Origin of the sequence: Streptomyces eurocidicus, assembly GCF_002891295.1 — a bacterium.
GTDB lineage: Bacteria > Actinomycetota > Actinomycetes > Streptomycetales > Streptomycetaceae > Streptomyces > Streptomyces eurocidicus.
The window spans coordinates 303,961-324,249 of sequence record NZ_LGUI01000003.1 but is presented as its reverse complement, the minus strand read 5'-3'; the positions used below and the strand labels follow the sequence as shown (position 1 = coordinate 324,249).

General features: G+C 72.3%; 25 protein-coding genes. 12 read left to right on the top strand and 13 right to left on the bottom strand.

The annotated features are described in order from the left end of the window. Positions 1-526 precede the first annotated feature (526 nt). Entirely contained in the window at positions 527-1,057 is a 531-nt protein-coding gene (locus AF335_RS11260) for an RNA polymerase sigma factor (protein WP_170127663.1), read from the top strand. Further along, positions 1,057-2,370 (top strand): sugar transferase, encoded by a 1,314-nt coding sequence (locus tag AF335_RS11255; protein ID WP_102918204.1) that lies wholly within the window; start codon positions 1,057-1,059, stop codon positions 2,368-2,370. Before AF335_RS11260 ends, AF335_RS11255 begins: the two co-directional genes overlap by 1 nt. Positions 2,371-2,438: 68 nt before the next feature. Here the strand turns inward: AF335_RS11255 and AF335_RS11250 are convergent, their stop codons facing one another. The 3 genes from AF335_RS11250 to AF335_RS11240 form a co-directional block, all read right to left on the bottom strand. After that, positions 2,439-2,651, bottom strand: coding sequence for a hypothetical protein (locus tag AF335_RS11250; RefSeq protein ID WP_146045498.1), 213 nt, complete (start codon positions 2,649-2,651; stop codon positions 2,439-2,441). A 176-nt stretch (positions 2,652-2,827) separates the two neighbouring features. Then, entirely contained in the window at positions 2,828-3,550 is a 723-nt protein-coding gene (locus AF335_RS11245; protein WP_102918202.1) for a 4'-phosphopantetheinyl transferase family protein, read from the bottom strand. After that, positions 3,547-4,407 carry a metallophosphoesterase family protein gene (locus AF335_RS11240; protein WP_102918201.1) on the bottom strand — a complete coding sequence of 287 codons (861 nt, stop codon included), beginning with the start codon at positions 4,405-4,407 and terminating at the stop codon, positions 3,547-3,549. The genes AF335_RS11245 and AF335_RS11240 overlap by 4 nt, the downstream gene beginning before the upstream one ends. Positions 4,408-4,640: 233 nt before the next feature. Here AF335_RS11240 and AF335_RS11235 point away from each other — a divergent pair, with 233 nt between their 5' ends. Beyond that, the gene (locus AF335_RS11235; protein ID WP_102918200.1) at positions 4,641-5,408 is read left to right on the top strand and encodes a thioesterase II family protein; all 768 of its coding nucleotides are present in this window, start codon (positions 4,641-4,643) and stop codon (positions 5,406-5,408) included. A 409-nt stretch (positions 5,409-5,817) separates the two neighbouring features. Continuing rightward, positions 5,818-6,720: a LysR family transcriptional regulator gene (locus AF335_RS11230; RefSeq protein WP_102918199.1), complete on the top strand. Its 903-nt coding sequence runs from the start codon at positions 5,818-5,820 to the stop codon at positions 6,718-6,720. Here the strand turns inward: AF335_RS11230 and AF335_RS11225 are convergent. From AF335_RS11225 to AF335_RS11210, 4 genes are read right to left on the bottom strand one after another with little or no spacing between them, the layout of a single operon-like run. Continuing rightward, a complete protein-coding gene (locus AF335_RS11225) occupies positions 6,622-7,716 on the bottom strand; it encodes a serine hydrolase domain-containing protein (protein ID WP_102918198.1) in 1,095 nt (364 codons plus the stop codon). The genes AF335_RS11230 and AF335_RS11225 overlap by 99 nt on opposite strands. Next, positions 7,713-8,639, bottom strand: a complete 927-nt coding sequence (locus tag AF335_RS11220; RefSeq protein ID WP_102918197.1) for a DUF6895 family protein — start codon at positions 8,637-8,639, stop codon at positions 7,713-7,715. The genes AF335_RS11225 and AF335_RS11220 overlap by 4 nt, the downstream gene beginning before the upstream one ends. After that, positions 8,636-9,364, bottom strand: coding sequence for a hypothetical protein (locus AF335_RS11215; protein ID WP_102918196.1), 729 nt, complete (start codon positions 9,362-9,364; stop codon positions 8,636-8,638). Before AF335_RS11215 ends, AF335_RS11220 begins: the two co-directional genes overlap by 4 nt. Beyond that, entirely contained in the window at positions 9,361-9,546 is a 186-nt protein-coding gene (locus AF335_RS11210; protein ID WP_102918195.1) for a hypothetical protein, read from the bottom strand. The genes AF335_RS11215 and AF335_RS11210 overlap by 4 nt, the downstream gene beginning before the upstream one ends. Positions 9,547-9,984: 438 nt before the next feature. Between AF335_RS11210 and AF335_RS11205 the strand changes: the two genes are divergently transcribed. Further along, positions 9,985-11,193, top strand: coding sequence for a cytochrome P450 (locus tag AF335_RS11205; protein WP_102918194.1), 1,209 nt, complete (start codon positions 9,985-9,987; stop codon positions 11,191-11,193). 10 nt (positions 11,194-11,203) lie between these two features. Further along, on the top strand, positions 11,204-12,301 hold the full coding sequence (locus AF335_RS11200; RefSeq protein ID WP_102918193.1) for a type III polyketide synthase: 1,098 nt from the start codon (positions 11,204-11,206) through the stop codon (positions 12,299-12,301). 95 nt (positions 12,302-12,396) lie between these two features. On the opposite strand, the gene AF335_RS11195 is transcribed toward AF335_RS11200, so the two are convergent. The 3 genes from AF335_RS11195 to AF335_RS11185 all read right to left on the bottom strand — a co-directional run bounded on the left by AF335_RS11195 (position 12,397) and on the right by AF335_RS11185 (position 16,066). Then, entirely contained in the window at positions 12,397-12,852 is a 456-nt protein-coding gene (locus AF335_RS11195) for a tellurite resistance TerB family protein (RefSeq protein WP_102918192.1), read from the bottom strand. 311 nt (positions 12,853-13,163) lie between these two features. Beyond that, complete coding sequence (locus tag AF335_RS11190; protein ID WP_102918725.1) at positions 13,164-14,189, bottom strand: rod shape-determining protein; 1,026 nt, start codon at positions 14,187-14,189, stop codon at positions 13,164-13,166. Between the two features lie 191 nt (positions 14,190-14,380). Continuing rightward, the gene (locus tag AF335_RS11185; RefSeq protein WP_102918191.1) at positions 14,381-16,066 is read right to left on the bottom strand and encodes a bifunctional 3'-5' exonuclease/DNA polymerase; all 1,686 of its coding nucleotides are present in this window, start codon (positions 16,064-16,066) and stop codon (positions 14,381-14,383) included. Positions 16,067-16,156: 90 nt separating this feature from the next. Between AF335_RS11185 and AF335_RS11180 the strand changes: the two genes are divergently transcribed. Beyond that, the gene (locus tag AF335_RS11180; RefSeq protein ID WP_102918724.1) at positions 16,157-16,492 is read left to right on the top strand and encodes a UBP-type zinc finger domain-containing protein; all 336 of its coding nucleotides are present in this window, start codon (positions 16,157-16,159) and stop codon (positions 16,490-16,492) included. A 98-nt stretch (positions 16,493-16,590) separates the two neighbouring features. Here AF335_RS11180 and rpsN read toward each other — a convergent pair whose 3' ends face one another. Both rpsN and rpmB read right to left on the bottom strand, forming a co-directional pair. Next, entirely contained in the window at positions 16,591-16,896 is a 306-nt protein-coding gene (gene rpsN, locus AF335_RS11175) for a 30S ribosomal protein S14 (RefSeq protein ID WP_102918190.1), read from the bottom strand. Beyond that, positions 16,896-17,132, bottom strand: coding sequence for a 50S ribosomal protein L28 (rpmB, locus tag AF335_RS11170; RefSeq protein ID WP_102918189.1), 237 nt, complete (start codon positions 17,130-17,132; stop codon positions 16,896-16,898). Before rpmB ends, rpsN begins: the two co-directional genes overlap by 1 nt. Before the next feature lie 74 nt (positions 17,133-17,206). On the opposite strand from rpmB, the gene rpmG reads away from it, so the two are divergent. From rpmG to AF335_RS11145, 5 genes are all read left to right on the top strand, one after another. Then, positions 17,207-17,371 (top strand): 50S ribosomal protein L33, encoded by a 165-nt coding sequence (rpmG, locus tag AF335_RS11165; RefSeq protein ID WP_102918188.1) that lies wholly within the window; start codon positions 17,207-17,209, stop codon positions 17,369-17,371. Between the two features lie 5 nt (positions 17,372-17,376). After that, entirely contained in the window at positions 17,377-17,631 is a 255-nt protein-coding gene (locus AF335_RS11160) for a type B 50S ribosomal protein L31 (protein WP_102918187.1), read from the top strand. After that, complete coding sequence (locus tag AF335_RS11155) at positions 17,631-18,842, top strand: CobW family GTP-binding protein (protein ID WP_102918186.1); 1,212 nt, start codon at positions 17,631-17,633, stop codon at positions 18,840-18,842. The genes AF335_RS11160 and AF335_RS11155 overlap by 1 nt, the downstream gene beginning before the upstream one ends. A gap of 12 nt (positions 18,843-18,854) precedes the next feature. Next, positions 18,855-19,097 (top strand): 30S ribosomal protein S18, encoded by a 243-nt coding sequence (gene rpsR / locus AF335_RS11150; RefSeq protein WP_102918185.1) that lies wholly within the window; start codon positions 18,855-18,857, stop codon positions 19,095-19,097. Positions 19,098-19,291: 194 nt separating this feature from the next. Then, positions 19,292-19,531, top strand: a complete 240-nt coding sequence (locus tag AF335_RS11145) for a DUF397 domain-containing protein (protein WP_102918184.1) — start codon at positions 19,292-19,294, stop codon at positions 19,529-19,531. A 12-nt stretch (positions 19,532-19,543) separates the two neighbouring features. On the opposite strand, the gene AF335_RS11140 is transcribed toward AF335_RS11145, so the two are convergent. Next, positions 19,544-20,038: an ATP-binding protein gene (locus AF335_RS11140; protein WP_102918183.1), complete on the bottom strand. Its 495-nt coding sequence runs from the start codon at positions 20,036-20,038 to the stop codon at positions 19,544-19,546. Between the last annotated feature and the right edge of the window lie 251 nt (positions 20,039-20,289).

Here is a 20,289-nt window from a genome sequence, read left to right as displayed (position 1 = left end):
GGCTGACCAGGCGTGATGGGGCCGGGCGCGTTCCGCCGCGTCGGTGGGTGTGGGGCGGGCCCCTCTTTCCCGGTGTCTTCGTGGGCTGTGAAGGGCCGGCCCGGGCCTGTCGGGCGTAACCCCCCCGGCGTCGGGGAAAAAGGGTCGGGTCGCGTCGCACGCGGGGCCGGGTTCGTGGCACTCAGCAGTGAGGGCGGCGGACGGCTGTCGGTGGGGGACGGCGATCTCCTGCGGGCGGTGCGGCCGGTCGCCCGTGCTGTGGGGGTTCGCTGCTCCGGAGAGGAAGGTCATGTACGGACGGCCTCGGGGGCGGTTGCCTGTGCCGGTGGGTGGGGGGACGGCCCGCGCCCGCCGATGCGATTCGAACGTCCTGACGGGACGTTCGGGGCGATTTCCGGCGGAGTTCCAAGCCTTTCATAGATTTATGCGACGTAGTGGATATCGTCCCGGCTCGCATCACACGATTGTCCTTCCTCGTGTCACTCCCCTGCATCAGCAGCGGCTGAGAACTGAGGAGGGATATCTCGTGCAGCATCGCAGGGGCCCCGACGGGAATGATTTCGACGCCTTCTTCCGGTCGGACTACCGGAAGCTGATCGGCTTTCTCAGGTTCATCGGTGCCACACGTGAGGAAGCGGAGGATTCCGCTTCGGCCGCGATGATCAAGGCGCTGGAATGCTGGACCGGGATCGAGCACCCGCTCGCGTGGGTGCGCAAGACCGCCGAGCGGCACTACCTCCGGTCCGCCGCCCGTGATCTGGACGCATCCGTCCGGGCCCTCAAGGGCGGCTGGGCGGTCGGTGAGACGCTGCCCGGCCCCGACTCCCCCTCGCGCCATGAAGAGGAGGAGGTGCTCGCGCTGATGAGCAATCTCGGATACAAGCAGCGGCAGGTAATTGCCTACACCTACGACGGATTCAGTCCCGCCGAGATCGCCGAGATCACGGGGGATAACGCGGCGACGGTAAGGTCAAATCTGCGGTCGGCCAGAGAAAAGCTCTACCGCATTCTTCAGGAGAGCCGCGCCACCGCTGATAGGTACGGTGAGGAGGAGTAATGAGCACACATGGCGACGAAGGTATCGTCGAGACGATCAATGATCTTATGGCCGCGATCAATGGGCATGCCCAGGCATGCGGTCCGGACAATGCGGCGGCCGACAGGCGGCTGAGGGAGTTCAAGGATGCCTTCGACGCCGGGCTCGCGGCGGAAATCCCTGAGGAGTCGGTGGAGCGCAAGCTCATCGAGGTCAAGATCGAGGCTGCCCGCCGGGCCGTGGTCCGTGGCCACCCGGCGGGCAGTGCCGGTCTTCAGGAGTTCCTGAGCCTGGCCGCCCTGTCAGGCGGCCGGGCAGCGGATCCGGATACCCACGGCCCCGAGGCGGCGGCCGCGCGCAGCGGCCGTCGCCGCCGCCGGTGGTGGTGGCATTTCGGGTCGGGCTTCCTGCTGGTCGTGGCGCTCGCCCTGGCGCTGGTCTCCCTGCCGGACAACGGCGTGCCGCGCTGGTTCCAGACGTTCCTGCAGTCCGTCGGCTTAGGGATGATCGCGTCGACCGCCCTGTTCACGGCGATCCACCTGCGGGATCTGCGTGAGCGGCGGCCGGATGGCCTGCAGCCCGAAGCCCTGGCGCGGCTGCGGCCCCAGGCCGTCGAGGTCGCCGACCCGCCCGCACCCATGAGCAGGAGCCGGCGCGCGCTGGACGTCTTCGTCGGCGCCGCCCTGCTGTGGCTCTCGTTGCCCATGCTGGTGTCCGTGACGCTCTGGATCCGGCTCACCTCGCACGGCCCGGCCCTGGTGCGCCATCCCAGGGTCGGCGCGGCCGGCCGGGTCTTCCAGCTGTACGACTTCCGGACCCGGGACGCGACCGGGCGGCAGACCAGGGCGGGGGCGTTCCTGGAAGAGCTCGGCCTGGAGACGCTGCCCCGGCTGTGGAACCTCTTCCGGGGCGATGTCACCCTGCTGGGCCCGCCGGCCGAGCATCCGGCGATGGCCGTCTCGTATCCGGCGCGATGCCGCTGGGTGTTCTCCTACCGGCCGGGGATCGCGGGCCCGTTGTGGGACGGATACGGAGGGGCCGACGACGACCTGGAGCCCGGGTCCGACGCCTGGCGGCACTATCTGGACGTGGTCGTGCCGCAACGCGTCATGGTCGACCGTGGTTTCTACGACTCCCTTTCGGCCTGGGGCACCTTCCGGCTCATCTCCGGAATGCTCTTCAGTTCCAATTCCTTCACGGCGTACTCCGGGGGCGGTCAGGAAGAGGCCGGTGGCGGAAAGGGCGTGGCGGTCGCGGAACCCGCCGCCACTCCGCGGCCCCACCGGGAGCCCTGGGAGAAGCGCTGCCTCGTCAGTCTCACGGTCTGGCAGTGAGCAGGGAATTCCCGGTGGGGGACCGCTCACGGAATCCCGTAGGCGATCCCCCGGCGGGAGCGGGCGGGTCAGCGGGCGATGAGGAACACCGCGATGAGCAGTGCCACGACGGCCAGCCCGAGGCCGCCGGCGACACAGGTGATCAGCACGGATCCGGTGGCCACGTAGGCGCTGCTGACGCCCGCGGTCACGGAACCGAAGGTCGCGCCGATCGAGGTGGGGGTGATTTTCGAGGGATTAGCAGCGGACTTCCCGGTCGTACCACGCCGGTTCATTCCCATGAACAGCCTTTCCGTCGGGGGGCCCGGGCCCTGGCCGACCCGGGCCTCCTCGTTTCCCTTTTCGTAGATGAGTGCCGCGAGCCGGCGGATACGTGCGACCCCGCCGGCCGCCGGCGCGCCCCTCGGCCGCCGGGCACCACCTCGAAAGAGCGGAAAGAGCCGGAAAGCCCGGACGGCTACGCCGTCCGCGCCGAAGCCCCCGGCAGACCCCCGCCGTCCCCCTCGGAGGGCGCCGCCGACGCCTTGAGCGCGATCGCCGTGACGACCAGCCCCCGGTCGGCGAGCCAGCGGCCCGTGAAGCCGTCGAGACGGCGGCCGCCGACCACCGGGCCGGGGACCAGGAGCCGGGCGGAGAAGGTCCCGGCGTCCGGGTCGGCCTCCAGCTCCGCCTCCACGAAGTCCAGTTCCTTGCCGGTGAGCGGGTACCAGGTCTTGAAGACGCTCTCCTTGGCGCTGAACAGCAGCCGGTCCCAGCTCACCTCGGGCCGCCGGGCGGCCAGGGCGCGCACCCACGCGCGCTCGCCCGGCAGCGCGATGCTCTCCAGCACCCCGTCCGGCAAGGGCCCGTTGGGCTCGGCGTCTATGCCGATCGAGGTGGCGTCGGCCGCCCGGGCCACCACGGCCGCGCGGTAGCCCTCGCAGTGGGTCATGCTGCCCACCACCCCGTCCGGCCACTGCGGCGCGCCGCGCCGGGTGGGCAGCAGCGGGGCGGGCGGGTGTCCCAGCCGGCCGAGCGCCTTGCGCGCGCACAGCCGCACGGTCGTGAACTCGCGCTGCCGCTTGGGCACCGCGCGCGCCACGACGGCGGCCTCCTCGGGGAAGAGGGCGTCGGCCGCGCCGGCCGGGTCGGCGAAGGTCTCCTCCGCGACGGCGGAGGCGGGCAGGATCCGCTCGATCACCGTGCGGCTCCCGGGACGGTCTCGCCGATCGGGCGGGGCAGGATCTGGCGCAGCGGACGGCGCGGCGGCCGGGGCCGCCACTCGCGGGGATAGCCGACCGACACCTCCTCGAAGCGGACGCCGTCGTGCCAGGTGACGCGGGGGATGTGCAGATGGCCGTAGACCGCGGCGGCGGCGCGGAAGCGGATGTGCCAGTCGGCGGTCAGCTCGGTGCCGCACCATTGGGCGAAGTCGGGGTAGCGCAGGATCCGGGTGGGTTCGCGCACCAGCGGGAAGTGGTTGACCAGGACCGTGCGGAGGCCGGGGTCCACGGCGGCCAGGCGGCGTTCGGTGAGCTCGACCCGGGCGCGGCACCAGTCGTCCCGCGTGGCGTAGGGGTCCGGGAAGAGGAAGTGCTCGTCGGTGCAGACGATCCCGGCCTCGTAGGCCAGACGCAGCGACTCCTCCTTGGTGTGCGCGCCGGGCACCCGGAACGAGTAGTCGTAGAGCACGAACAGCGGGGCCACCGCGACCGGGCCGTCCTCGCCGTGCCAGACGGGGTAGGGGTCCTCGGGGGTGTCGATGCCGAGGCTCCGGCAGAGCTCCACCAGATGCAGGTAGCGCTTCTCGCCGCGCAGGTCGACCGGGTCCTTGGGGTGGGTCCACAGCTCGTGGTTGCCCGGTGCCCAGATCACCTTGGCGAAGCGCTCGCTGAGCAGCCGCAGCGCCCACTCGATGTCCGCGTACTGCTCGGCGACGTCCCCGGCCACGATCAGCCAGTCGTCGTCGGTCTCCGGCCGCAGCGTCTCGACGAGCTCACGGTTGTCTTTGTAGACGATATGCAGGTCGCTGATCGCCAGCAGTTTTCCGTTGGGCATCCGACGTCCTCCCCAGTCCGTACCTATATACGATCACACGCGCGATGAAACCCCTAGCAAGCGCCGCGACATGACGAACCGGGGCACGCCGGGGAAGCGCGCTCCCGGGAACGCCCGCTGTAAGCGGCGTCACGGTCCGGTAGTTGCCCACACCACTTTTCCGGCCGCGGCAGGTCAGTAGCGTGGACACGCACCCAGACGGGGGCGTTCGGCACGGCTGGACAGGAGAAGGCATGAATCGGCAAGGGCGCTTCGCGGTGACGTCCGGGTGGATCGTCGGAGGGGCCGTGGAGGCTCCGCTGCGGCTGTACTGCTTCCCGCACGCCGGGGGGTCGGCCGCCGAGTACCTGCGCTGGGGCAGGCGCATTCCGGGGGCGGAGGTGTACGCGATCCAGCCGCCCGGCCGCGCCACCCGTTTCGCGGAGCCCGCGGTGACCTCCATGGAGGGTCTGGTCGGGGCGTTGCTGGACGAGGAGTTCACCGGTCCGTACGCCTTCTTCGGCCACAGCATGGGCTCCCTGGTCGCGTACGAGGTGACGTGCGCGCTCCGGGACGCCGGACGTCCGCTGCCGGAGCGGCTCATCGTCTCCAGCGGTCCGGCGCCCGACACGCCCCGCAAGCGCTCCGGCATGCACCGGCTGCCGGACGACGAGCTGCTGTCGGCCGTCAACGGGCGGCACGGCGGCATCCCGGCGGAGGTGCTGGACCACCCCGAGCTGCGGGCGATGGCGACGGCGGGGCTGCGCGCCGACTACACGGTGCTGGAGGAGTACGTCTGGAGCGGCCACGCGCCGCTGCCCGTACCGCTGTCCGTCCTGGCCGGGGACGGCGAGACGGCCCTGGCCGAGGCGGGCGCGCTGACCGGGTGGGCGCGGCACACGACGCGCGGGCCGGTGGACGTCCGTACCTTCTCCGGCGGGCACTTCTATCTGCGGGAGCAGGAGACGGAGGTCGTACAGCGGACGCTTGCGGAGCTGCTGGGCACGAAGGCCGGCGCCTGACGGGCGGCGGTTCCGACGGGCCGCGGCTCCGTAAGGACGCTCCGTAAGGATGCTCGGTAAGAACGCACGGTAAGGAAGCTCCGTAAGGAAGCTCCGTAAGGACGCGCTGTGAGGACGGCCCCGTAAGAACACTCCGTAAGGACGCGGCCCGGTCGGCCCGGCGAGGGCGTGGGTGCCGCCGTCGTCATCGGCGGCCCGCGCCCCCGGTGGGCGCTTCGCCCCCATGGTCGGCACCCGTCCGCGGCGACGACAGTGACCGGTGCTGCGCATGCTCAGTTCCGGCGCGTTGTGCTGAGTGAGGCCACGGACAGGTTGCCGCCATTCATGGAGATCATGCGGGCGGCCGGTAACCAAGTCAATCCTATGAGGAGGCTCGAACTACCCAAGGAATGCCTTGTATGTTGGGCGGGTGACGCTTGATGACCTGAAGGTGTTCGTCATGGTGTGCGAGGCCCGCAACCTCAGTGCCGTGGCCCGTGAGATGAACTGCAGCCAGTCGGCCGTCAGTCAGCACGTCCGCCGCCTGGAGAAGGAGGTCGGGCTCGTGTTGATGGAGCGTCAGTCCAGAGGTGTGGCGCCGACGGAGGCGGGCCGGATCCTCCAGCGCGCGGCCTCCGACGGGCTGACCGCGCTGGGGGAGGGGCTGCGGCTGCTGGAGGAGCTGCGGACCGGGCAGGGCGGTGGCGTCGTCATCGCCACGGGCGCCACCACCATCCGCAACTTCCTGGGCGCGGCCATAGGGGAGTTCTGCCGCGAGTACCCAGAGGTGGGCCTGGAGTTCCACACGGAGCGCTCCAGCCACCGCTGTCTGGAGGCACTCCGGACCGGTGCCGTCGACCTGGCCTGGGTGACGATCACGGAGGAGGCGGCCGGCGCCCAGGGCGTCGAGCAGCGGGCGGTCATCAGCCTGGAGTGGGTGCTCGCCGTGCGCGCCGACGACCCGCTCGCGGGGGAGGCCGCCCTGGCCGCGGAGGACCTGGCCCGTACCCGCCTCATCCGGCCGCCGACGGGCACGAGTTCGGGCCGCCGGGTCGAGGACTACCTGGGGGCGCACGGCCTCCCGCCGCGCGCCACCACCACCCGGGCGACCGACTGGGACACCGCGCTGCTGCTCGCCGAGATGGGGCTGGGGCACGCCCTGATACCCGCGGTGCCGGGGCTGGTCGGCCAGTGCGGCGACGGCGTCCGGCTGATCCCGGTCGCCGGCATCCCGTCACTGGACGTGGGCTGGGCCGCCCGTCAGTGGTCCGCGCTCTCGCCCGCCGCCCGGCAGTTCGCCGACACCGTCGTCCGCCACGTCGCCCGCGACTGAGGCGTCCAGCGCGCACAGCGTCCCGTAGGCCGCCTGGACGAAGGGGGCCAGCGGCGTGGGCGAGGCGTTGGCGAGGGCCGCGACCGCGGTGCCGGAGCCGGGCAGGAAGCCCGCGAAGGCGGTGAAGCCGCGGGTGCCGCCCGAGTGGTGGAACAGCGGGCGCCCCGCGCGGGGGCGGAGGTTCCAGATCAGGCAGAGGCGGTGTCCCGTGCGGGGCAGCGCCAGCCGGGGCCGCTGGACGTCCCGGAGCGCGGCGCGCAGGCTCGGCGGGCCCGCGGTGCGCGGGGCGAGCAGCGCCGTCAGCAGCCGGAGCAGGTCCCGGCCGCTGGTGCGCAGGGCCCCGGCGGCGGGCAGCGCGGGGATGAGCCAGGGCGGCCGGGGCCGCCCGTGCCAGTGGCCGACAGCCTGGGGCCGCAGGGGATCGCAGTCGGTGTCCGTAAGGCCGAGCGGTACGAGCACGCGCTCGGCGAGCAGCCCGGCGTAGTCGCCGCCCTCGCCTCCGGCCGCCCGGGCCAGGACGTGACCCAGCAGCCCGGCGCCGAAGTTGGAGTAGCGCACATGGGTGCCCGGGGCGTGGTGCAGCCGGGTGCGGGGCAGCGCGGCCATGAGGTCGCCGGGGGAGAAGGCCGCGTAGGGGTTGCCGAACCAGTCGCGCCGCGCGGAGCGGGCGACCAGGCCGGGCGGCAGCCGCGGCAGGCCGGAGGTGTGGGTGGCCAGGTGCAGCAGGGTGACCGGCGGTCCGGGGACCCGGTGCGGCAGATAGCGGTCGACGGGGTCGTCGTAGCGGACCTCGCCCCGGGCGGCGAGCTCGGCGAGCAGCAGGGCCGTGTACGTCTTGGTGAGCGAGCCGGTCTCGAAGCGGGTGCCCGGCCCGGCGGACCCCCGCCGGGCCACCAGCCGCTCACCGCCGCGCACGGCCGCCACGGCCACGGCGTCCGCGCCGCGGGCGGCGGTGAGCAGGGGTGCCAGGAAGGACTCCAGCGGCGCGGGCGTCACCGGCCCGCCGCCCGCGCGAGGGCGATGGAGCCCGCGACGGCGGTGACGACGACGGTGTGCTGGTGGTCCGTGAACCGCTGTCGCGGGTCGTCGTCGACCGGGTCGCCGTCGCGCGGTACGAGGCCGTCCTCGTGCTGGAGGGCCGCGATGGTCTCCCAGTCCTCCGGCCGGCAGTACGGCTCGTCCAGGGAGGCTCCGACGATGAGGAGTTCGACGACCAGGTCCCACTGCTGGACCTCGCGCCAGATGTCGATCCACACCGGCAGCCAGGTCCGTACGTACGCGGTGAGGTCCGGGGACAGGCCCTGCGGCAGCCGGCCCCAGTCGGTGAGGTGGAAGACCGTGTGGGTCATCGCGTAGGCGGTGATCCAGTTGATGGCCCAGGGCTCGGGCCGGGCGCCCAGCCAGGTGGCGCGGGCCATGCCGTCCCAGTCCTCCCGCCGGCCGGTCTCCCGGTCGAGTCCTACGACGCGGGCGGCGTTGGCCGCGGCGAGGCGGCGGTTGGGCAGCAGTTCCACGCCGTCCACCGAGCGCAGCCGCGCGCGGTGGGCCAGCAGCCGGTCCAGGTCCGCGTGGCGGAAGCCGCAGCGGACGAAGGGGGCGTAGACCTCCAGCGGGTCGGTCATCAGGGTGTGGCGGAGCTGGCGTTCGTAGAGCATGTCGCCCTGGCGGAACTGGTCCCAGGTGAACTCCATAAGGCTCTGTGCGGCGGCCAGTTGGCCGGGGCCCGCGACGCCGTCGCGCAGGAGCAGCGAGGCCGCGAGGGCGGTCTCACCCAGGGGCTTGTAGACGCTGTCGGGGTCGGCGAGCTCCTCGGTGGTGCCGGGCGGCAGGGCGCCGAGGGCGCGGTGGGCGTGCAGCCAGGACAGGGCGCGGTCGGCCATGCTCCGGGCGGCCGCGGCCACCGGTTCGGGAACCGTCATGTCCGTACCGCCTCCGGGGTTCTCGCGGTGAGCAGGTGGTCCGTGACGGCCAGGTCCAGGGCCGTGCGGGGGCTCGCGCCGCCCAGCAGGCGGACGTGTTCGTGGACGGGCGCCGGGTCCAGCGGCAGGGCGACGCCTTCGTGGGCGAGCCAGGCCAGCCAGCGGACGAGCCTTACGGCGGTGGGGAAGTCACGGCGCAGGACCGAGCGGGTGACGCCGCGGGCGAGCGGGAACGCCGCGCCGCGGGCCAGCTCGTGGACAGGGCCGTCGAGCCCGGGGGTGGCCAGGGTGGCGAGTTGGGCCATCCTTACGGACCAGCTCTGCCAGTCGGTGGTGTCGGTGAGGTCGTCCGCGGGCCCCGGTGGCGCCGGTGGGGAGTCCATCCCGCCGAACCGGCCGAGGAGTTGGGTGGTCGCCCAGTCGCGCCAGGCGGCGACGGTCCGCTCCTCCGGGCGCGCCGAAGGCCCGGCCACCGGCGTCGGGAAGGCGTCGAAGGACCGGGCCACGGCCGCCGCGTCGTCCGCGTGGAAGGGGGCGCCGGCCAGGAGGTGGGGGGAGAAGGTGTCCGCGCCCAGGACCCTTACGGCGGCGAGGGCCGCCAGGGCGTCGGGCGCGCTGTCGATGTGCCGGGCGACGAGAGCCGTGCCCCCGGCGCCGCGCAGGGCGCCGAGGACACGGTTCGCGAATTCGTCTGCAGCCGCGGCGAAGTCCGCCCGGGTGGTCACTTGCCCTTCGGCTCCTTCGGCTCCTTGGGGGACATGAGGAGCAGCGCGAGGATGAACCCCGCGGCCTCCGGAGCCGGAAGTGGCGGGTCGCTGACGGTGGCTTCGGGCTCCACCATCATCGAGCCGATCGCTGCCGCCTCGGCCGGGGTCGCGATGATTCGGGCCGTTTTCTGAGCGAGCATCTCGCCTCCTTGAGGGGAAATGTCATCACTTGTTCGGTGATGCCGGTTTGAGTCTAGGTTCGGCCTTTGGGATGCGCAGCCGGAGAAGAGCGGACGGGGGATGCGGTGTTCGAGCGCTGCCGGCGGCGGCCGTGACCGGACCGGCGGGCGCGGCGGGCGGCGGAGGGGCGCGGGTCGCTCCGAAGGCGCGGGCGCGCGGCGGAGGATGTGGGCGCGGACGGGTGCGGGTGGGTGCCGGGCCGGCCGGGGGTCCCAGGTGGGTGGGGAATTAAAGAGGGGAAAGAGGCCGGAGAGGGGGATGTGCCAGGCGATTCGCAGAAAAATCCATCATTTGGGTGAACTGTGAATGCTTGTGTGTGGCGCGCTGGAAGTTGCGGCATGGTCAGAAAATAGGCTGGCACGCCATCGGCGGGGCCCTGGGCTTGAGGGAGTGCTGCGATGACCACTTCGGACTCCGTTCGAACGTGTCCCTTCCGACATGACGAGGCCCTGGAGCCCGATCCGTTCATGACCCGGATGCGCACCGAAGCGCCCGTCACCCGCGTCCTCATGCCGTACGGCGAGGGCGACTGCTGGCTCGTCACGCGCTACGCGGACGTCCAGACGGTGACGTCGGACAGGCGCTTCAGCCGCTCCGCGCTGATCGGCCGGGACTTCCCGCGGATCACTCCCGCGCCCATCGCCCAGTCCGAGGCGATCAACCTCATGGACCCGCCCGCGCTCAACCGGGTCCGCAAGCTGATCATCAAGGCGTTCACCACGCCCAAGGTCGAGGCGCTGCGCCCCTGGACGCAGCGCACCACCGACGCCCTGCTGGACGAGATGGCCGAGCACGGCTCGCCCGCCGACGTGGCCGAGCATCTGGCGGGCCGCATCCCGCTGATGACGATCAGCGAGCTGCTGGACGTCCCGGAGGCGGACCGCCCGCAGCTGCGCCGCTGGGCCATGGCGATGATGTCCATGAGCGTCGCCGACAAGGAGTCCGCGGCGGAGGCCAAGGCCGGGCTGCGCGGCTATTTCGACGAGCTGACCGCCGAGCGCCGCAGGAAGCCCGGCGAGGACCTGATCAGCGCGCTCGCCACGGCCCGCATCGGCGACGAGGCGCTGGAGCCGGCCGAACTGTCGGTGCTGGCCATGCTCCTGGTCGTCACCGGCCACGACACCACCACGTACGACATCAGCAACATCGTCTACACCCTGCTGACGTACCCGGACCATCTGGCCCAGCTGCGGGCCCGTCCCGACCTGCTGCCGCAGGCCATCGAGGAGCTGCTGCGCTACATCCCCTTCCGCCAGGGCGTGGGCATCCCCCGGGTCGCCCTGGAGGACGTCGACTTCGACGGCGTCACCGTGAAGGCGGGCGACACGGTCCATGTGTCCTACCTGACGGCGAACCGCGACGAACTCGCCTACGAGCGCCCGGACGACCTGGACTTCGAGCGTGCCGAGCCCCTGCCGCACATGGCGTTCGGGTACGGCAGCCACCACTGCCTCGGGTCCCATCTGGCCCGCATGGTGCTCCAGGTCTCCATCGGCACCCTGCTCCACCGATTCCCTGAACTGCGGCTCGCCGTACCGGTGGAGGAGGTGCGGTGGAACACCAACTCGATCTGGCGCTATCCGCTCACTCTGCCGGTCGCCTGGTAAGGAGTGCGTCATGGCAACTCTGTGCAGACCGGCCATCGCGGTCCCCGAGCACATCATCACCAGGGAGCAGACCCTGGAGCTCGCCCGCACCCTGCACGCCGACCATCCTCAGCTGCAGCTCGCACTGCGCCTGATCGGCAACACCGGGGTGCAGACCCGCCATCTGGTGCAGCCCATCGAGGACACCCTCAAGCACCCCGGCTTCACCGCCCGCAACGCCCGCTACGAGATCGAGGCCAAGGCGCGGGTGCCGGAGGTGATCCTCCGGGCGCTGGACCACGCGGAGCTCACGGCCCGGGACATCGACATGATCGCCTATGTCTCCTGCACCGGGTTCATGATGCCGTCGATGACCGCCTGGCTCATCAACACGATGGACTTCCGGTCCGAGACCCGGCAGCTGCCGATCGCCCAGCTCGGCTGTGCCGCGGGCGGCGCCGCGCTCAACCGCGCCCATGACTTCTGCAACGCCTATCCCGGGGCGAACGTGCTGATCGTGGCCTGCGAGTTCTGCTCGCTCTGCTATCAGCCCACCGACCTGGGGGTCGGCAATCTCCTCTCCAACGGCCTTTTCGGCGACGCCATCGCCTGCGCGGTCGTGCGCGGCGAGGGCGGCGTCGGGGTCCGGCTGGAGCAGAACGGCTCGCACCTCGTGCCCGACACCGAGGACTGGATCTCGTACGGCGTCCGGGACACCGGATTCCACTTCATGCTGGACAAACGGGTGCCCGGCACGATGGCCATGCTCGCTCCGGCGATGCGCGCGATGGCCGAGCCCCACGACTGGGACGTCTCCGGGCTGGACTTCTACATCGTCCACGCGGGCGGCCCCAGGATCCTGGACGACCTGTGCAAGTACCTGGACCTGCCGCCGGAGATGTTCCGTTACAGCAGGGCCACGCTCACCGAGCGGGGCAACATCGCCAGCGCGGTCATCTTCGACGCCCTGGAGCGGCTGTTCCAGGACGGCGGAGCCGAGGACTCCGCGCGCGGCGTGATCGCCGGCTTCGGGCCGGGCATCACGGCCGAGATCGCGCTGGGCACCTGGACCGAGCCCGGCCGGGCCGCCGGGCACGGGGGCCTGCGGCCGGTGGGCCTGCCGGCCTGACGGAAAAGCGCGGACCACCGCAAGGGTGGCCCGCGCTTCAGCTGCCCGGGCGCGAGGAGGCGCCTGGGCGCCCGCGTACGACCGGAGCCGTCCGGCTAGAGGTCGAACTCCGCCGGGTCGATGCCCACCGCGAAGCACGCCTCGCGGACCACGGCCTGCTCCGTCTTGTCGAAGTCGCCGTCGGCGCCGCCGATGACAATGCCGATCTGGATGACGGCACGCGCCTCGGTGGGCTTCTTCTGCACCTTGCCGATGGTCTGCAGAATGCTGACCTTGCCGAAGTCGAAATCCGTCGACAGCTTCTGGCAGTAGTCGTTGAACCGCGTCTGGAGGTCGTCGGCGGGGAAGTTCTGCAGCACATCGTTGGTGGCGATCAGCGAGGCGACGCGTCGCCGCTCGGAAGCGTCGATCGAACCGTCGGCGGCGGCCACCAGTGCGCACATCGCCATGCTCGCGTCACGGAATGCGCCGCTCTTCAGGTCGTTCTTCTTCGCCACCAGCTGACCCTGCATCGTCACCGCGGAGTCCTTGAGCCGGTCCCAGAGCGCCATCTGTGTATCTCCTCGTCAATCAGGGGTGCACAGACAGAACTGTTCCGAGCGGTAAAGAAGTTCCCAAAGGGGCAAAAAGGCGGGGGTGGGCCTTCAAGGGCGAGCGGGAGAGGGAAGCGGTGGGACGGAGGAGTGGGGAGGGGCGATACGGACGGGACGGAGAGGCGGAGGGAGGGGCAGTACTACAGGCAGTGCAGGCAGTGCAGGCAGTGCAGGCAGTGCAGGCAGTGCAGGCAGTACGGGCAGTACGGGCAGTACGGGCAGTACGGGCAGTACGTGCGGTGCGTATGGGCTCAGTGGTACATGCGGGCTCAGGTGCGCAACTGCTCCAGGTGCAGCGGCCGTACCTTGCCCTCCAATATCGCGCCCAGACCGACCACGGCGCACACGTCCGGGTTCTCCGCTATGCGGACCGTCATCCCCGTGGCCTCCGCGATCATGCGGTCCAGGCCCGGCAGCACCGCGCTGCCGCCCGCGAGCATCACCCCGCGCTCCACGAGGTCGGCCACCAGATCCGGCTGGCAGGCCCGCAGCACCCGGCCGATCGCGTCGATGACCCCGGTCAGCGGCGTCTGGATGGCCTCGCGGACCTGGGCGGTGCTCACCATGACCGTACGGGACAGCCCGGTGGCCACGTCACGGCCGCGGACCTCGGCGCCCTCCTCCACCGGGTCCGCCGACAGCGCCAGGTGCAGCGGGTGCAGCCCCTGTGTCGGCAGCATCAGCTCGTGCCGGCTCCGCAGGTGCTGGATCACGGCGTAGTCGATGGCGTCCCCGCCGACCAGGACCTTCTCCGCCGCCACGATCGCGCCCAGGGACAACACCGCCACCTGTGTGGACGCCGCCCCGCACACCACGATCATCGTCGCCTCGGGCTGCTCCACGGGCAGCCCGCAGCCGACGGCCGCGGCGACGAGGGTGTCGACGAGCTCGACGCGCCGCGCGCCCAGCCCCGTCAGGGTCTCGATGGCCGCGCGCTGGGCGATCGGCTCGGCGTCGTGCGGCAGGCAGACGGCGGCGCGCAGCAGCGGCCCGCGCCGCCAGGCCCGGCGGATCTTGTGATGGACGAGGAAGCGCAGCATGCGCTGGGCCATCTCGATGTCGACGACGGTGCCGCCGGAGATGGGCCGCACGACCCGGATGTGGTGGGGGGTCCGGCCCGCCATGCCCTGTGCCATGGAGCCGACCGCGATCAGCGAGCCCGTGCGGGTGTTGACGGCCGCGATGCTGGGCTCGTCGACGATCAGCCCGGTGTCCCTGACGTAGACGCGAGTCCGCGCGGCCCCGAGGTCGACGGCGACGGTGCAACGGCGCAGCTGCTCAAGACTGTAGGACAGCACGACGGGTCCTCCCCAGGGGGCCGACGGAACGGGCCGTCCGGGTGTCGACGACCCTCCGGCAATCCTGCGCGGCCCGGCGTGTCGCTGCCCGCTGAACTGGGCCGCATGGGGGAGGGGCAGTGACGTGCCGTCAGCGCGAGTCGGCGCGCGCCCGGCCGGGGGGCGTCCGCCGGGGTGGGCCGGGGCGCTCAGCCCTTGGCGTCGGCGTAACACTCCACGACGGCCGTGGTGAAGGGGAAACGGACCGGGATGTCTCCGAAACAGACCAGGCCGGCGCGGTCGGAGGCGGTGCGGACGGCGGCGGTGACGGTGGGCGCCTCCTCCTCGGGGCAGTGCACGATGACCTCGTCGTGCTGGAAGAAGACCAGCTCGGCCCGGAGCCCGGCGAGCTCCTGGCGCAGCGCGGCGAGCATCGCCAGGGCCCAGTCGGCGGCGCTGCCCTGGACGATGAAATTCCGGGTGAAGCGGCCCCGGGCGCGGCTCGCGGCGCTGCCGCCGTGGGCGCCGGGGCCGTCCGTGGCGTCCTCCTCCTGGGGGATGCCCGCCTCGTCGGGCGCCGCGGTGGAGGCGGGCGGGCAGGTGCGGCCGAGCCAGGTCCGGACGAGCCTGCCCTCCTCGCCCGCGCGGGCCGCCTCGTCGACCCGGGCGACGGCGGCTGGGAAGCGGCGCCGCAGGTCCGCGAGGTTCTTCAGGCCGTCGCCGGAGGTCTGGCCGTAGACCGCGCCGAGCAGCGCGAGCTTGGCGTGCTCCCGGTCGCCGGAGAAGGCCCGGTCGGACAGGGCCGTGTAGAGGTCGCGGTCGTCGCCCGCGACCTCCATCAGGCCGGGGTCCCGGGAGACGGCGGCGAGGATCCGCGGCTCCATCTGGTCGGCGTCGGCGACGACGAGCCGCCACCCGGGGTCGGCGACGACCGCGCGCCGGACGACCCGGGGGATCTGGAGGGCGCCGCCGCCGTTGGTGGTCCAGCGGCCGGTCACGGAGCCGGCCGGGACGAACTCGGGACGGAACCGGCCGTCCCGGACCCAGGTCTGGAGCCAGGACCAGCCGTGCGCGGTGTGCAGGCGGTACAGCTTCTTGTAGCGCAGCAGGGGCTCCACGGCCGGGTGGTCGAGCCGCTCGAGCTCCCAGGCGCGGGTGGAGGAGATCCGGATGCCCTGGCGGGCGAACGCCTTGACGATGTCGGCCGCCAGGTCGGGGCGTACGCGCACGTCACCGCCGAAGGCCCGCGACACCTCCTCGGCGAGCTCCGTGAGCCGCGGGGGCTCCAGGCCGCCCGGATAGCGCTCGCCGAGCAGCTCCGTGAGCAGCTCGTGGTGCACGTCGGCCCGCCAGGGCAGGCCCGCGCGGTTCATCTCGGCCGCGACCAGCGTGCCCGCCGACTCGACCGCCAGCAGCAGCCGCATCCGGCCGGGGTGCCGGGTGGCGTCCGCGCGGGCCAGCTGCCCGGCGTGCACGGCGACCAGGGCCTCCAGCGGGTCGGTGCCCGGCGGGAGCGGCACCGGGCCCGGCTCGAACAGCGACGGCTGGCCCCCGGCCGCCCGCGCGGGCGGATCGGCGGGCACGGGCAGGCCGTGCAGCCGCGCCCAGGCCGCGGCGAGCGAGCGCGGCTGGCCCGACTGGCCCTCGGCGTGGCCCATGAGCAGCGCCTCGGCGGCCTCCACGTCATGGCAGCGATCGACCCGGACGCCGGCCGCGAGCAGCCGGGGATACGCCTCCGCGGTGGACCGCCACACCCACCGCTCGGCCTCCGGCCGGGACCGCACGGCCTCGGCCAGACCGGCCGCGGACTCCACCGGGCCGGCCGGTGCGCCCGAGGGGTCGACGGGGCGGAGACGGACACCCCCGTCGCCCGTCTCCGCCACCGCCCACCTCATGTCCGTGAGTCTGCCAGCGGGGTCTGACAACGGGCCCCGGCGCCGGGCTCCGCCGCGCGCGGCGGAGCCGATCGGCCTAGGGTGAAGGACATGAGCGAGCCGACCGGCCGCCCGGCCTGGCAGGTCACCGCCGATGTCGAGGGCCGGCCCACGGATCGTGCCTGCGCCCATGTGGGCGAGGCCCGCGAGGTGGAGCCGAGCACGACGGAGGGCTGTGAGGACTGCCTGCGCACCGGCGGCACCTGGGTCCATCTGCGCGAGTGCCTGAGCTGCGGGCACATCGGCTGCTGCGACAGTTCGCCGAACCGGCACGCGGCGGCGCACGCGCGTGCGGAGTCCGGGCATGATCTGGCGCGGTCGTTCGAGCCGGGGGAGGACTGGGCTTGGTGTTACGCGGATCAGTTGCTGTTGCTGCCGGTGCGGTAGGGGTGGGCGGGGGCGTTTTCCCCTACCCGCCCCTTCCCGTAACCGGAGGCTTCGCCCCCGGCCCCCCCTCCGCGCTGACGCGGCGTTTGCGGCCGGAGCTACCAGCTCGACTTGCGGACCCCCGGCAGGTGACCCGCGTGGGCCTGTTCGCGGAGGCTGATCCGGGACAGCCCGAAGGCGCGGAAGTAGCCGCGGGGGCGGCCGTCCGCCGCGTCGCGGTTGCGGATCCGCGTCGCGCCGGCGTCGCGCGGCTGGCGCCGCAGCTCGCGCCCGGCGGCCAGGCGCTCCTCCTCCGGCGCCCGCGGATCGCGGATGACGGCCTTCAGCAGGGCCCGGCGGGCGGCGTAGCGGGCGACCGTCAGCCGCCGCTGCTCATTCTTCGCGATCTTGCTCTTCTTCGCCATCAGACCTTCCCCCCTCGGGCCCGGATGCGGGCCACGGCCGCCTCGACGCCGATCGCGTCGACCGTCTTGATCCCCTTCGTGCTCAGCGTCAGCCGCACATGGCGGCCCTCGCTCGCGAGCCAGTAGCGCTTGCGCTGGATGTTGGGGTCGAAGCGGCGGGACGTGCGCCGGTGCGAGTGGGAGATGGTGTTGCCGAAGCCGGGCTCGCGGCCCGTGAGTTGGCAGTGGGCGGACATGGTCAGACCTCCGGATCCGGGGCGGCCCTCACGAGCCTAATGAAAATGGAAACCATTTCTGTATAGTAGCCCGCATGGCCCGCAACGAGCTACGCCCCGTCATCAAGCTCCGGTCCACCGCCGGGACCGGATTCACCTACGTCACCCGTAAGAACCGCCGTAACGACCCCGACCGCATGGAACTGCGCAAGTACGACCCGGTCGTCGGCCGCCACGTCACCTTCCGAGAGGAGCGCTGAGCGCGATGCAGCCCGGCATCCACCCGCCCTACGGCCCGGTCGTCTTCCGCGACCGCGCCGCGGACTTCGCCTTCCTCACCCGCTCCACGGCCACCAGTGACAAGACCGTCGAGTGGGAGGACGGCAACACCTACCCGGTCGTCGACGTGGAGATCTCCTCGGCGAGCCACCCCTTCTACACGGGTACGGCCCGCGTCCTGGACACCGCCGGCCGGGTCGAGCGCTTCGAGCGCCGCTACGGCGGGCGCGGGGGCCGCTGATGCCCTCCGACCCGCTGTCCGTGGTGCTGGTGGGCGGTCTGCACGCGGACGCCCGCCGCACCGCGGTCGACCGGCTGCTGCACACCGTGCCGGGCAGCGTCGCCCTGCACCACGACCTGACGGCCGCGGCCGCCGGCACGGTCCGCAGGACCGTGCGGGACCGCACCGGCACCCTCGACGAGGGGGAGACGCCGCTGGTCGACGACTGCGCCTGCTGCGCCCTGCGCGAGGACCTGGTGCCCGAGCTGGAGCGGCTCGCCGCCGGCGGCGGGTGCCGGCTCGCCGTCGTCGAACTGTGGGACTCCGTCGAGCCCAAGGCCATGGCCGAGGTCGTGGCCGCCCACGGCGGCGAGCGCGTACGGCTCACCGGTGTCGTCACGGCCGTGGACCCGGCCCTGGTGCTGCCCGCCCTCGGCTGCGGCGACGACCTCGCCGAGGCCGGCCTCCAGGCCGCCGCCACCGACCGGCGGACGGTCGCGGACACCTTCGCCCGTCAGCTGGAGTACGCGAGCGTGCTCGCGCTGGTGGCGGACACCGCCGTCGCGCCCCCCGGCGACCCGTCCGGCGGGGCCACCGCCTTCGGCGCGCCCGTGGAACCCGCCGACGCCGTCGACCTCGCCCTGCTCGACCAACTCGTCCCCACCGCCCGCAGGATCCCCGCCGACTCCGTCGACCTCGCCGCCGCGGCCGTCGCCGGATTCGACGTGGCGGCGGCCGCCGACCGGCAGCACCCCGCCTGCGCCCTGCTGCCGCAGGAGGCCGACGCGGACGGCGTCACCACGCTCGTATGGAAGCGGCGCCGCCCCTTCCACCCCGGGCGGTTGTACGCGGCGCTGGAGGACCTCACCTGCGCCGCCGCCCGCAGCCGGGGCCGGTTCTGGCTCGCCGACCGGCCGGACACCCTGCTCGCCTGGGACGCGGCCGGCGGCGCCCTGTGCGTCGAGGGCGCCGGGCCCTGGCTGGCCGCCCTGCCCGACGCCGCCTGGGAGCTGGTGCCCGCCTCCCGCCGGGTGGCCGCCGCGCTGGACTGGCACCCCGAGCACGGCGACCGGACCCAGCACCTCACCTTCACCTCGCCCGGGCTCGACCGCGACGGGCTGTGCGCGCTGCTGGAGTCGTGTCTGCTGACCGACGCCGAATACGCGGCGGGCCCGGCTGCCTGGCGTCTGCTCTCCCCCGCTTTCGACGCACTTCTCGATCCCGTTTCCTGAAAGGACTTCTCCATGTCCCGCCGCCCCGAACACCGCAAGAACCTCAAGCCACGCCCGAATCCCCTGGAAACCGCGGGCATCACCTACATCGACTACAAAGACACCGATCTGCTGCGGAAGTTCATTTCGGACCGGGGGAAGATCCGGGGCCGCCGGGTGACCAGGGTCACCGCTCAGCAGCAGCGACAGCTGGCCCGTGCGATCAAGAATGCCCGGGAGATGGGGCTCCTGCCGTATTCGGGCAACGGGAAGTAGACGAGAAGTCTTCCGGTAGTGAAGTCTTCCGCGGCGAAGGCTTCCTGTGACGCGCCGGGAAGTAGTGACGGGAACACCGAAAGTGCACGTGCATTCGCCCATGCAGAAGCACATGAACGCGGCTATGATCCGGAGTAGTTGTCATCCCCACCGTTCGTGCCGGGGTGCCCCCTGCAATGCTCCGGGAGAGTCCTGTGCCTCACGCGTACAACGGCATGGCTGCCGCGGACCTCGACGGCGTCGTCTGGCGGAAGAGCCGGCACTCGAACTCGCAGGGCTCGTGCGTGGAGTTCGCGAAGCTGCCGGGCGGCGGGGTCGCCGTGCGCAATTCCCGGCATCCGGACGGCCCGGCCCTCGTCTACACCCCGGCGGAGATCGAGGCGATGCTGCTGGGGATCAAGGACGGCGAGTTCGACTATCTGGTGAGCGACTGAGGCACCGGCCGGTCAGTCCCGGTCGTCCGGCAGGCGGAAGAGCGCCCAGACGACCTTGCCGCGCAGCGCCCCGGCCAGGGGGTGCCAGCCCCAGGTGTCGCTGAAGGACTCCACCAGGAACAGCCCGCGCCCGCACTCGGCCGAGGCGTCGGCCTCCCCCGTGACCGGGCCCTCCTCGCTGGGATCGCGCACGGCGCACACCAGCCGCGACGTCCAGCGCATCAGATGCAGCCGTACCGGAGGCTCGGCGCCGGAGCCTATGGGGTCGGCGGGCAGGGCGTACCGCATGGAATTGGTGACCAGTTCCGAGACCACGAGCGCGACGTCGTCGAAGAGCCCCTGGAGTTCCCACTGCTGAAGTGTGGACCTGGTGAACCGCCGGGCGGTCCGGACCGCCTCGAAGCGGGGAGGAAGTGCGCAGGAGGCCGAGTTGGAGACGGCGGAGGGGGCGATCGGTGGCAGCCCTCGCCACAGCGGTGAGAGCACGGTCGATCCTTCGGTACCCATCCGAGGCACTCCTGGCAATCGTGGACGTGACACGCACGTGTGCGTCCCCCATGGTTCCCAATGAGGGTGGCGGATGCAAGGGCAGATGCACGTGCACATGGGGGTTTTGGGGGCGCACGATCCTGTTAGGGGGTAATTCTTCCTACGCCCTCCTGCGTACGTTGTCCGAACTGCACATGGCCGAGTAATCGGATGCACACTCAACGGAGCCCGGAGATGGCAGACTTCACGGCCGGGGGTAGCGGGGGTCG